Origin of the sequence: Frankia sp. QA3 (assembly GCF_000262465.1) — a bacterium.
Classification (GTDB): domain Bacteria; phylum Actinomycetota; class Actinomycetes; order Frankiales; family Frankiaceae; genus Frankia.
Map to the genome: position 1 here is coordinate 1,703,015 of NZ_CM001489.1, position 11,780 is coordinate 1,714,794.

Below are 11,780 nucleotides of genomic sequence, written 5' to 3' on the forward strand. Positions count from 1 at the left end.
GCCCGACCTGATCGACCTGTGAGCGCTGATCGCCCCGTGAGCGAGGTGTGGTCAAGCCGGCGGCCGCGATGTAGAACACAATTCTAGGAACGTCCTGGCGGAAGCGTCAACGCATCGGCGGCGCCGCAGCCCGGGGCGTGGGCGGCCAAACCGCCCCCTGCGCCGGGCCGGTGCGGGGGATACTTGATGATCCCGTCAAGTTTTGGCTGCCCCGAAAGACTGACGAGTTGATCACGACTTGGTGATCACCAGAGGGTGCGGCCGGCAGGCCGACCACAGGGAGGCCGGGTGTTGATCTTATGACTTTTCCGCTCGCGGGTATCAAGGTGCTGGAGTTCTCCGAGCACGGGTTCGTGCCGTCCGCCGCGGCGGCGCTGGCCGACTTCGGCGCGGACGTCGTCAAGCTGGAACGGCCCACCGGCGATCCGATGCGCCAGATCCACGCCAACCGCCTCGTGCCCGAGGCCGACGGCGAGGAGTTCATGTTCGAGCTGGTCAACCGCAACAAGCGGGGCGTCGCGCTCGACGTGGAGACGGCGGCCGGCCGGCAGGTCTTCGAACGGCTCGTCCGCTGGGCGGACGTGTACATCACCAACCAGCTTCCCCGGGTGCGGCGCAAGCTGCGCACCGAGCCCGCGGACCTGCTGGCCCTCAACCCGAAGCTCGTCGTGGCCAAGGGCCACGGCCAGGGCCAGGCCGGCCCGGACGCCGAGGCCGGCGGCTACGACGGGGTCTCCTACTGGGCCCGCGGCGGCGTCGCCCACGTGCTCACCGCGCCGGACGCGCCGGAGCCGACGATGCAGCGCCCGGCCCTCGGCGACGTGCCGACGGGCATGTACCTCGCCGGCGCGGTCTGCGCCGGCCTCGTCCACGTCCTGCGCACCGGCAAGGGCGTCGTCGTCGACACCGCCCTGCTGGGCGGTGCGACCTGGACGATGGGCCCCGACCTCGCCTACAGCTCGCTGACCGGCCGCCAGATGCAGATGACCGGCGGCGGCCCGCGCAGCCCCCTGGTCAACACCTACCGCACCGGCGACGGCCGCTTCGTCAACCTCGTGATGCTCGACGAGGCCCGCTACTGGGAGCCCGCCTGCACCGCCGTCGGCCTGCCCGAGCTGATCGACGCCTACCCGGACGCCGCGTCGCGCCGGTCCGCCTGGGGCGAGCTGGGCGAGCGGTTCCGGGCGGCGATCGGCGCGCTCACCCGCGCCGAGTTCGACGCCCGGCTGCGGGAGCAGGACTGCATCTTCTCGTTCTACGCGGTGCCGCAGGAGGTCGTCGGCGACCCGGCCGTCGTCGACAACGGCTACCTCATGGCCCATCCGACCCGCCCCGGGCTGCGCCTGCCCGCCGCGCCGGCCCAGTTCGACGACGCGCATCCGGTGATGCGCCTGGGCGCGCCGGCGCTCGGCGAGCACTCCCGCGAGGTGCTGCGCGAGGTGGGCTACGACGGCGAGGAGATCGACCGCCTGACCAAGGACGGCGTGCTCGGCGAGCCCCCCGCCGCCTGAGCCGCCGCCCGTGACCCGGGCCGGATCCGCCCGTCGCCCGGCGGATCCGGCCCGACCGGTGCCATGCTTCGCTCACGGATCGCCCACCACGGAGCAGCTGGACGACTGGTTCCGGCGTTCTTCGGAACACCATGATCGCTGGTGCTGGCGAACCTGTCGTCTAGCCGGCGACCGGCTCGTTGGGGACGACGCGGGGGACGACCGGCTGGTGGCTGGTCGCGCCGCCGTCGACGGTGAGCTGGGTGCCGGTGACGTACTTCGACTCGTCGGCGGCCAGGTAGACCGCGGCGGCGGCGATGTCGGCGGGCTCGCCGAGCCGCGGCAGCGACAGCATGCTGCGGATGACGTGCATGTACTCCTCGTCGGCGAGCAGCTTGCGCATGACGTCGCCGTCGGTGTTGATGAACCCGACGATGATCGCGTTGGCGCGGATGGAGTCCGGGCCGTAGTCGACCGACATCTGCCGGGTCAGCGAGTTGATCGCCCCCTTGGACGCCTGGTAGGCGGGTCGGGAGCGCACGGACAGGATGCTCGACGACGCCGAGATGTTGATGATCGAGCCGCCGCCCGCCGCGCGCATGTGCCCGATCGCGTACTTGCTCGCCCACAGCGTCCCGTACAGCGCGGTGCGGACGGTGTAGTCGAAGTCCTCGTTGGTGATCTCGTCGACGTGGTTGTCGACGCCGCTGATCGTCACGTCCGTCGCCGCCGCGTTGTTCACCAGCACGGTGACCGGGCCGTAGGCGTCGACGGTCGCGGCAACGGCGCCGGCGACGTCCGACTCGATCTTGTTGTCGGCGCGCACGAACGTCGCGGTGCCGCCGGCGTCGCGTAACTCCTTCTCCAGCGCGGTGCCGGTGGACTCGTTGCGCCCGGTGAACGCCACCGCCGCGCCCTCGTCGACGAACATCCGCACGATCCCGGCGCCGATGCCGGCGGTGCCGCCGGTGACCAGCGCGACCTTGCCCTGAAGCCTCATGTGCCGTCCTCTCGGTGCGACCGGTACGACCGGATCTGCTGCTGGTGCGGCGCGCTCATCCCCTGCCCGCGGCCTGCACGGCGATCGCCGCCAGCTCCGCGGGCGTGCTGCCGCGGTGCTCGCGCAGGATGTGACGCAGCGTCAGGTCGACGTCGGCGCCCTCGGCGCGCAGCGCGGCGACGGTGGCGCGTTCGCGCGGGCGGTGGGAGAAGGCGTCGAAGTCGAACGCCCGCAGCGCGTTGCCGTGCGTGATCGCGTTGACCTCGTCGTCGGGGATGCCGGCCAGCGAACGGGCCAGCTCCTCGGGGCTGTTTGGCCAGGTCGAGTCGCCGTGCGGGTAGTCGCACTCCCACATGATCGTGTGCAGGCCGACCCGCTCGCGCAGCACGAGCCCGGCCGGGTCGTCGATGAAGCAGCTGTAGATCTGGTCGCGGAACAGCTCGCTGGGCAGCCGGTCGCCGAGCTCGGTGCCCGTCCACGCGCGGTGGTGGCGGTAGACGTAGTCGCAGCGCTCGAGGGTGTACGGGATCCAGCCGATGCCGCCCTCGGACAGCGCGATCCGCAGGTCCGGGAAGCGGGGGAGCACGCCGGAGAACAGCAGGTCGGTCAGGGTCGACTGGGTGTTCATCGGGCTGAGCGCGATGGAGACCTCCATCGGCGCGTCCTCGGCGGTCACCGGCACCTGCGACGACGAGCCGATGTGCAGGCAGACGACGACGTTCGTCTCGGCGCAGGCCGCCCAGAACGGGTCCCAGGAGCGGCTGTGCAGGCTCGGCAGGCCGAGCTTCGCCGGGTTCTCCGAGAACGTCACCGCGTGGCAGCCCTTCGCGGCGACCCGGCGGATCTCGGCGGCCATGAGCTCGGCGTCCCACAGCGGCATGACGGCCAGCGGGATGATCCGGCCGGGGTGCGCGCCGGCCCACTCGTCGATGTGCCAGTCGTTGTAGGCGCGCACGACGGCGAGCCCCAGCTCACGGTCGGCGGTGGCCCGGGTCAGGAACTGGCCGCAGAACTGGGCGAACGTCGGGAAGTTCAGGCTGGCCAGCACCCCGCCCGCGTTCATGTCCCGGATGCGCTCGTCGATGTCGTGACACCCCGGCCGCATCTGGTCGAACCGGGTCGGGTCTAAGCCGTAGTCCTCGGGGCGGACGCCGGCGACCGCGTTGAGGCCGATGTTCGGGGTGATCTGCCCCTCGTAGGTCCAGATCTGGTTGCCGTCGGCGGTCTCGACGACGTGGGGCGCGCGGTCGCGGTAGCGGGCGGGGATGTGCGCGTCGAACATGGTGGGCGGCTCGACGACGTGGTCGTCGACGCTGACGAGGATGAGGTCACCGACATCCATGGGGGCGCTCCTGTCAGTGGGTGGCGGTTGGCGTGGGCGGCTGTCAGGCGGTGGGCGTATGTGCGGCCGCTCAGGCGGTGGGGACGGTGACGCCGATGTTGTCGACCAGCGGCGTGGTGCCGAAGCGGACCGAGGCGAGCAGGCGGACCTCGCCGTCGCTCGGGCCGCCCTCGGCGCCCGGGTCGAGGGTGTCCAGCGGGCGCAGCGTCGCGGCCTCGACGGCGACGACGTAGTCCGGGTCGGCGACCGGGCGCAGCCGGGCCAGGGCGACCTCGGCCGCGGCGTGGGCGTCGCGTTCCCCGGCGGCGATCGCGTCGGCCGCGGCGGTCAGCGCGGCGTACAGCGCTGGCGCGGCGGCGCGCTGCTCGGGGGAGAGCTTGGTGTTGCGGCTGGAGATCGCCACCCCGTCGGGCTCCCGGCGGGTGGGGCAGCCGACGACCCGCGACGGCAGGTGCAGGTCCTCGGCCATCCGCTGGAACATCACGAGCTGCTGCCAGTCCTTCTCGCCGAAGAACGTCGTGCAGGGCCCCGCGATGTTGAGCAGGGTGGCGACCATCGTGACGAGCAGCTCCATGTGCTCGCCCTCGGGCATGCCGGTCAGGTGGCGCAGCATCCCCGGCATGGCCAGGAAGGTGTTCGAGGGCCGCTGGTAGAGGTCGTGGCGCAGCGGGATGTAGAACACGTCGACGCCGGCCGCCTCGAACAGCGCCTGGTCGTGGGCGAGGTCGCGGTTGTAGGCCTGCACGCCGCCGGAGGCCCATTCCAGCTTCAGCGCGCCGTTCCAGAACACCGCGACGACGTCGCACTCCTTCTTCGCCTGTTCGACCAGGGAGATGTGCCCGGAGTGGGTGCCGCCGCTGGTGCCGACCATGGCGACCCGCCGCCCGGCCGCCCGCTCGGCGTCGAGCAGCTCGCGGACCTCGGCATGCTTCTCAGTGGTGATCATGACGCGCTCCAAGGTCGAGGATCGTCGCCGCTTGTTGCGGGCGAGGGGGATGTGATGACCCTCACGGATCGCCGTCACCGTGTCAAAGTGCTGTTCAAAAACCTGAACAAGCGTTCAGTCGCCGGAAATGCCTGAGCCACCGCGTCGCGACTGCTCGCGAACACGGTGGCTCAGGAATGGCGTGGCTCAGGAAGGCGTGGCTCAGAAACCCGCGGAGTGGGGGGTCAGGGGCGCGGCGAACGGCTGGATGGGGATGTGACGGCTCATCGCGGAGCCCGCCGGACCGTTGCGCATCTGCGCGCGCAGGTTGCGCCGGTGGAACAGTGCGAGCAGCTCGGCGTCGTGGCGGCCGTGGTCGGCGTCGGCGGCCACGAACCGCTCCAGCTCCCGCTCGGCGTCGCGCCAGCCGTCGGGACGCCGGTCGAGCAGCCGGTGGACGTCGTCGACGTCGGCGGCGCTCAGCGCGTCGCCGATCTCGTCGCTGCGGCGCAGATGGTTGGCCAGCCGGAAGGCCGAGCGGATCTGCTGGCGGGCGTAGGGATCGTCGACCTGGACGGTGCGCAGCATGCGGACGAGATGGCCGTGCGCGCCCGCGACGGGGGAGTCCCGAACCTCGGGCTCCTCCACGCCGGGCAGCTCGAGGCCGAGGTATTCGGCGATCGCCTCGGTGGCGTACAGGTTCGTCTCGTTGCACCACTGCAGGTTCGTCGCGTAGTCCGAGGCCGGCGGCGGCTCGGCGAGGGTGTGGGCGAACGAGAGCTGGTTGGTCAGGGTGAACGCGATGTGGTGCAGCTGAACCGCGGCCAGGTCCACCGGCTCGCCGACGAGCTCGCCGTAGCGGCGGTAGAGCGCGTCGAAGTCGCCGTAGTGCATGATGCTGTCGCGCATCCGCCAGCCGGCCAGGTCCATCATCGGATCGCCGACGTGGCCGAGCTCCAGGTCGACCAGCGCGGTCAGCCGCCCGCCCGCGTGGTGGAACTGCCCGGAGTCCCAGACCACCGCAGCCTCGCGGCCGTGGCTGCGCGGCGGGTGGCGGCGCAGCCACCCCAGGCAGAAGTCCAGGAACGGGTCGGGGCGCACCTGCTGGCGGCGGTAGAGCTCCTCGAAGCGCCGCATCCCGAGCAGGCCCGAGTCCTCCGGCTGCCGCGCCCGGTCGATCCCGGCGGCGGCGAACGCGGTCACGTCGACGCTGTGCAGCGCGGCGAGCGCCCGCAGGTACTCGTCGACGACCCGGTCGCGTTCGGCGACGGCCCGCGCCAGCTCGCCGTCCGCCTCCCCGGCCCCACCCGCGCCGGCCGTGCCCCCGCCCGCACCGCCCCCGCCCGCACCGCCCCTGCCCGCACCGCCCCTGCCCGCACCGCTCGCGAGCGCCGCGGCGAGGTCGGGGAAGTCGGGCCGGCCGGGCACCCGGTCCATGACGAAGGCGGGCAGCTCGTCGATCCAGCCATGGACGGCGGGCACCGGGATCCCGTGCTCGTGCGCCACCCGCTGGAAGCGCATCTCGTGCGCCAGCGGGAACACCAGGTCGGTGTCGGCGCGCTCCCCGCGCACGCACAGCCGCAGCAGCTCGCCGCCGCGTTCGACGTCGGCGAACCACACCGGGCGCCACCGCGGCTGGCGCTCGATCGCGGTGACCCGGCCGAGGTGGTCCTCCAGCCAGGAGATCACCACGGCGGTGCGGGGATCGGCGGCCCTGACCCCGCCAGGAGCCGAGCCGGCTGCGCTCAGGGCCGGTCCTTGGCGGCCGGCAGGATGGCGGGGGCGTTGCGCCAGTCGTCCAGGCCGTACTCGGCGGTGCCGACGTACACCTTGCCGCCGGAGACCTCGCTCCAGTGCGCGTGGTTGAGCTGGTGCAGGGTGAAGCAGGCGTCGAGCGCCGAGCTGAAGCCCATCGCGTCCTGCGCCTGGTTGACCGACTCCTTGACCAGCAGCGCCGCCATCGTCGGGACCTTCGCGATCCGGGCGGCGAACTCCACCGTCCGCTCGGAGACGTCCGCGACGGGGAAGACCTTGCTGACCATGCCCAGCGCGTGCGCCTCGTCGGCGCCGAGGGAGTCGCCGGTGAGCAGCAGCTCCTTGGCCTTGCGCGGGCCGAACTCCCAGGGGTGGGCGAAGTACTCCACCCCGCACATGCCCAGGCGGGTGCCGACGACGTCGGCGAACACGGTGTCGTCGGCGGCGACGATCAGGTCGCAGCACCAGGCCAGCATCAGCCCTGCGGACAGCACGTTGCCGTGCACCTGGGCGATGGTGATCTTGCGCAGGTTCCGCCAGCGCTTCGTGTTCTCGTAGTAGTAGTGCCACTCCTGGCGGGTGCGGTTCTCCGCGCCGCCGTAGGAGGCCCCGTTGCACTGGTAGGTGGGGTGCAGGTCGGGGCTGTCCGGGTCGCGTTCGGCGAGGCTCTCCGGGGTGCCGAGGTCGTGGCCGGCGGAGAACGACGCGCCGGCGCCGCGCAGGATGACCACGCGCACGCCGTCGTCGGCCTCCGCCCGGGCGAACGCCTCCCCGAGCTCGACGAGCAGGCCCCGGTTCTGGGCGTTGCGCGCCTTCGGCCGGTTGAGGGTGATCCGCGCGATCCGGCCGTCGGCGAGCGTGTCGTAGTCGAGGTAGCGGTAGCTCATGCAGGCACCTCTCGTGGCGCGGCCGCCAGCCGGGCACGCAGCGCCTTCTTGTCGATCTTTCCGGTGGGCAGGACGGGTAGCTCGTCGACGATCACCGCGGACCGCGGCGACTTGTAGCGGGCAATCTTGGTGGCCACGTGCTCGCGAAGCTCGCCGGAGGTGAGGTCCCCACCGGCGGCAAGGACGACGACGGCGCACACGGCCTCGCCCCAGCGCTCGTCGGGCACGCCGACCACGGCGCACTGCACGACGGCGGGGTGGGTCAGCACGGCGTCCTCGACCTCGAGGGAGTAGATGTTCTCCCCGCCGCTGATGATGACGTCCTTCTTGCGGTCGACCAGGTGCAGCAGGCCTTCCTCATCGAGCACGCCGACGTCGCCGGTGTGGCACCAGCCGTCGGCCAGCGTCACGCCGGTGGTGGCCGAGTCGTTCCAGTAGCCGCGGAACATCGCCGGGGAGGCCACGACGATCTCGCCGGGCACGCCGGGCGGGCATTCCACGCCGTCGTCGTCGAGGATGCGGATCTCGGTGTCCGGGTAGGGGAAGCCGACGGAGGTGAGCCGGCGGTCCCGGTCGGGCCCGCTACCGCGGTGCAGCTCGCGGGGCAGCCCCGAGGTGATCACCTCGGTCTGGCCGTACAGGTTGAGGAAGCCGGTCTCCGGCATCGCGGCGAGCGCCGCGGCCAGCGTCGGCGCCGTGATGGGCGCGGCCGAGTAGACGATGGAGCGCACCCCGCGCAGCGCCGCCACCGGCTCCGGCTCGGCGGCGCCCGGCCCCGCCCCGGCCTCGGTCAGCACCGCCTGCAGCATGCTCGGCGCCAGGTGCAGCACGGTGATGCCGTCGGCCGGCACCGTGGCCAGCAGCGCCGCCGGGTCGAACTGCCGGTGCAGCACCGCGGTGCCGCCGCGGGCGTGCAGGCCGAAGGCCATCGCCATCGCACCGATGTGGAACAGCGGCATCACCAGCAGGATCCGGTCGTCGCTGCCGGTGCGCATCTCGACGTTCATCGTCTGGCCGACGCGGAACATCTCCCGCTGGCCCATGATGCAGCCCTTCGGCCGGCCGGTGGTGCCGCTGGTGTAGATCAGGCAGGCGATGTCGTCGGGCCGGGCGGCGAACGGCAGGGCGTCGTCGAGCGCGGCGTCGCGGAACTCCGCCAGGCCCACGACCTCGCCGCCCGCGCCGTCCGCGGCCACGCTCGCGCCGTTCACGCTCGCGCCATCCGGGCTCGCGGCCGGGTCGTCGAGGCGGACGACCAGTTCGAGGCCGAGCTCCGCGCGCAGCGCCGCCACGATCGGCAGGAACTCGGCGTCGACGAAGATCGCCCGAGGCTTGGCGTCGGTGAGGATGCGGGCGATCTCGGGCGCGGCGAGGCGGAAGTTGACGGTCGCGATGACGATGCCGCTGAGCTGCCCGGCGGCCAGCACCTCGCCGAAGGCGATGCTGTTGCGACCGAGCAGGGCCACCCGGTCCTGGCGGCGCAGGCCGGCGCGGGCGAGGGCCGCCGCGATGGCCGTCGCGCGACGCAGCAGCTCACGATGGGTGACGCTGCGCCCCTCGTACAGATAGGCGGGAACGTCGCCGAACCGCTCCGCATTGCGGCGCAGGATGTCGGCGAGGCAGGGATCCGGGATGTGTTTCGTCGGCACGGGCTACTCCGTCGAAGCTCCGAGCGTTAATGTTTGACGATGATGTCAAACAACGACACCCCGGGCAAGCGCCCCCCGCGGCCGATCGACCCCCGGACCAGCGCGGTCGTCCTGGTGGAGTGCCAGAACGGGGTGCTCGGCCCGGACTCCATGCTGCCGTCGCTCGCGGCCGAGGCGGCCGACATCCGCGACGGCCTGCGCCGGCTGGTCACCGCCGCGCGGTCCGCCGGGGTGCTCGTCGTGCACGCCACGTTCGAGGGCTGGCTGGGCTCCACCGACCCCGGGACCGCGCCGCTGTGGAGGACCGCCGCCCAGAGCAGCAAGGACTGGGGCCCCGGCCACCCGGCGACCCAGGTCGTGCCCGACCTGCTCGACCCGACCGACCTGATCATCCCGCGCCACCACGGACTGTCGCCGACCTGGGGCAGCGAGCTGCTGCCGGTTCTGCGCGGGCACCGGGTGAATACGGTCGTCTTCGCCGGCGTCTCGCTCAACGTCGCCATCCCGCTCGCGGTGGGGCAGACCGTCCACGAGGGCTTCCACGTCCTCGTCCCGCGCGACGCGGCCGCCTCGACCCCGGCCGAGTACGGCCAGCACATCCTGGCGAACACCATCGCCATGCTCGCCCGCGTCACCACGGTCGACGACCTCGCCGCGTCCTGGGCCGCCGCCACCGCCGCTGTCTGAGCCGCCGGGCCGGCCGAGCCGCCGGCGGCTCCTCGCGACAGGTGTTGGCGGAAGTGTCAACTTTGGCTAGGGTCAGGCGGAGCCCGATGGCCGCGGTGCCGGGCCCGTGACGGTCCGCCGAGTGTCATCGCGTACCCGCACCGAACGTGACCGCACCGCCGGACCGGCCGTGGTCCCCGCGGCCGATCCGGCTCCCCATCCCGGAGGCGCCCCATGAGCACCAGCACCGAGCCGACGGCGAGCGGCGTCCCGGCGGCGTCGCCGTCCGGCCGCCCGGCCCCCTCTGCCAGCCCGGCCCCCTCTGCCAGCCCGGCCCCCTCTGCCAGCCCGGCCCCCTCTGCCAGCCCGGCCCACCATGCGCACGCCGTGCTCCACTGCAACCTCAACACCGTCGACGTCGACCGGTCCGCCGCCTTCCACCTGGCGCTGTTCGGCGGCGAGCCGCGGATGCGCTCGATCAGCACCGACGGCGACACCGCCACCATGGGCCTGGGCTCCGGCACGGCCAGCGTCACCACGTTCCTCTACGACCTGCGCGGCCCGCGCTCGGCCCCCGCCGTCGAGCTGGTCGGCTGGACCAAGCCACCCACCGTGCCCGCCACCGCCGACCAGCGGCCCACCGGGTTCACGGCGCTGGGCTACCGCGTCGAGTCCCTGCGCATCGTCACCGCGCGCCTGGAGGCCACCGGCGTCGCGTTCACGCCGGTGCCCGAGGGCCTGGCGGTCCGTGGCGCCGTCCGTCCGGCGCTGCGGCTGACCGATCCCGACGGGGCCGCCATCGAGGTCGTCGAGATCCCCGCCGCCCCCGGCGACCCGCGCCGGCTGCCGTTGCTGTCCCACGAGCGGATGCGCTGCACCGACCTCGAGCGCACCCTCGCCTGGTACACCGGGATCGGCTGGACGGTGCGCGACCGCGGCGAGAGCCCGACCGGACCCACCGCGTCGCTGGTTCTGCCCGAGGACCCGACGTTCTCCCTGGAGTTCGTCCAGCAGCCCGCGCCCGCCGGAGCCACGGCGACGCCGCCGGCCAACGTCCAGGGCCTCTACCGGATCGCGCTCGCCGTGGAGGACGTCCGCGAGGCGCACGCCTCGCTCGTCGCCGACGGCGCGCTCGGCGACGTCGACGACCCGGTCGTCATGCCGATGCCGGACACGCCGACCGGCGGCTTCACGGTGCTGTTCCTGCACGACCCGGACGGTGCCGTCGTCGAGTTCGTCGACCGCCCCCGCTCGGCCGTGCGCCGCCCCACCGAACCCGCCTGACCCGCCGAACCCGCCTGACCCGCCGAACCCGCCTGACCCGCCGAACCCGCCTGACCCGCCCGACCCGCCCGACCCCGCCTGCCTGACTCTGGCGGCGGGCAGTCCACCCCGGCTCAGCCGGGGTGGATCGTGGCGACGAGCAGGGCCGCGGCCTCGGCGATGACGTCGGCCTCATCCATCCGGATCTCCGTGGCCCGGATCTTGTACCAGCAGCGGTCCAGCATCGCGAGCACGACCAGGCCGACCGCCTCCGGCGAGCCGGCGGGATCGTGCTGGCGGGCGTGGAGCAGCTCGCCGAGCTTGCGGGCGACGCGGATCTGCGTGCGGTGGGAGTCGGTGCGGAAGGCCGCATCGGTCGGCGCGGACAGCATCGCGGCCAGTGCGAAGGCCCCGTGCTGGTCGAGATGGGTGAAGTAGAGCCGGATCCACTCCTCGACGGCGGTGGCCGGCCAGTCGTCGGGCACCGCGGTGAGCCGGGCGACGACGGCGAGGCTGGACTGGTAGCCGGCCCGGCCGAGCTCGGCGAAGATCTCCCGCTTGTCCCGGAAGTAGGTGTAGAACCCGGCGCGCGAGATGCCGCACGCCTCGGTGATGTCGGCGACGCTGGTACCCGCGTAACCGTGGCGCAGGAACAGCCCGCGGGCGGTGTCGACGATGACAGCCCGGGTGCGCGCGGCGCGCGGGCCGAGGTCCGCCGCCGAGACGGGGGCGCGTTGTCGGGGAGTGTCGGACGGTTGCATGGCCATCATCTCGAATGCGTCGACCGTGGCCGCCGTGGCGGG

10 protein-coding genes are annotated in these 11,780 nt (G+C 73.0%); 3 read left to right on the forward strand and 7 right to left on the reverse strand.

Annotated features, from left to right (window positions below; translation table 11 throughout):
* The first annotated feature begins 299 nt into the window (after positions 1-299).
* Positions 300-1,511, forward strand: coding sequence for a CoA transferase (locus FRAQA3DRAFT_RS06690; RefSeq protein WP_009738307.1), 1,212 nt, complete (start codon positions 300-302; stop codon positions 1,509-1,511).
* A 160-nt stretch (positions 1,512-1,671) separates the two neighbouring features.
* Here FRAQA3DRAFT_RS06690 and FRAQA3DRAFT_RS06695 read toward each other — a convergent pair whose 3' ends face one another.
* From FRAQA3DRAFT_RS06695 to FRAQA3DRAFT_RS06720, 6 genes are all read right to left on the reverse strand, one after another.
* On the reverse strand, positions 1,672-2,490 hold the full coding sequence (locus FRAQA3DRAFT_RS06695; RefSeq protein ID WP_009738308.1) for an SDR family NAD(P)-dependent oxidoreductase: 819 nt from the start codon (positions 2,488-2,490) through the stop codon (positions 1,672-1,674).
* Positions 2,491-2,545: 55 nt separating this feature from the next.
* Positions 2,546-3,832: an amidohydrolase family protein gene (locus FRAQA3DRAFT_RS06700; protein ID WP_009738309.1), complete on the reverse strand. Its 1,287-nt coding sequence runs from the start codon at positions 3,830-3,832 to the stop codon at positions 2,546-2,548.
* 70 nt (positions 3,833-3,902) lie between these two features.
* Positions 3,903-4,778, reverse strand: coding sequence for a pantoate--beta-alanine ligase (locus FRAQA3DRAFT_RS06705; protein ID WP_009738310.1), 876 nt, complete (start codon positions 4,776-4,778; stop codon positions 3,903-3,905).
* A gap of 201 nt (positions 4,779-4,979) precedes the next feature.
* Positions 4,980-6,449, reverse strand: a complete 1,470-nt coding sequence (locus FRAQA3DRAFT_RS35800; RefSeq protein ID WP_009738311.1) for a phosphotransferase — start codon at positions 6,447-6,449, stop codon at positions 4,980-4,982.
* A 53-nt stretch (positions 6,450-6,502) separates the two neighbouring features.
* On the reverse strand, positions 6,503-7,399 hold the full coding sequence (locus FRAQA3DRAFT_RS06715) for an enoyl-CoA hydratase (RefSeq protein ID WP_009738312.1): 897 nt from the start codon (positions 7,397-7,399) through the stop codon (positions 6,503-6,505).
* On the reverse strand, positions 7,396-9,048 hold the full coding sequence (locus FRAQA3DRAFT_RS06720) for an AMP-binding protein (RefSeq protein WP_009738313.1): 1,653 nt from the start codon (positions 9,046-9,048) through the stop codon (positions 7,396-7,398). The genes FRAQA3DRAFT_RS06715 and FRAQA3DRAFT_RS06720 overlap by 4 nt, the downstream gene beginning before the upstream one ends.
* Before the next feature lie 39 nt (positions 9,049-9,087).
* Between FRAQA3DRAFT_RS06720 and FRAQA3DRAFT_RS06725 the strand changes: the two genes are divergently transcribed.
* Both FRAQA3DRAFT_RS06725 and FRAQA3DRAFT_RS06730 read left to right on the forward strand, forming a co-directional pair.
* The gene (locus FRAQA3DRAFT_RS06725; protein WP_009738314.1) at positions 9,088-9,735 is read left to right on the forward strand and encodes a cysteine hydrolase; all 648 of its coding nucleotides are present in this window, start codon (positions 9,088-9,090) and stop codon (positions 9,733-9,735) included.
* Positions 9,736-9,948: 213 nt separating this feature from the next.
* Positions 9,949-10,998 (forward strand): VOC family protein, encoded by a 1,050-nt coding sequence (locus FRAQA3DRAFT_RS06730; RefSeq protein ID WP_009738315.1) that lies wholly within the window; start codon positions 9,949-9,951, stop codon positions 10,996-10,998.
* 113 nt (positions 10,999-11,111) lie between these two features.
* On the opposite strand, the gene FRAQA3DRAFT_RS06735 is transcribed toward FRAQA3DRAFT_RS06730, so the two are convergent.
* Positions 11,112-11,738 carry a TetR/AcrR family transcriptional regulator gene (locus FRAQA3DRAFT_RS06735; RefSeq protein ID WP_232291945.1) on the reverse strand — a complete coding sequence of 209 codons (627 nt, stop codon included), beginning with the start codon at positions 11,736-11,738 and terminating at the stop codon, positions 11,112-11,114.
* Between the last annotated feature and the right edge of the window lie 42 nt (positions 11,739-11,780).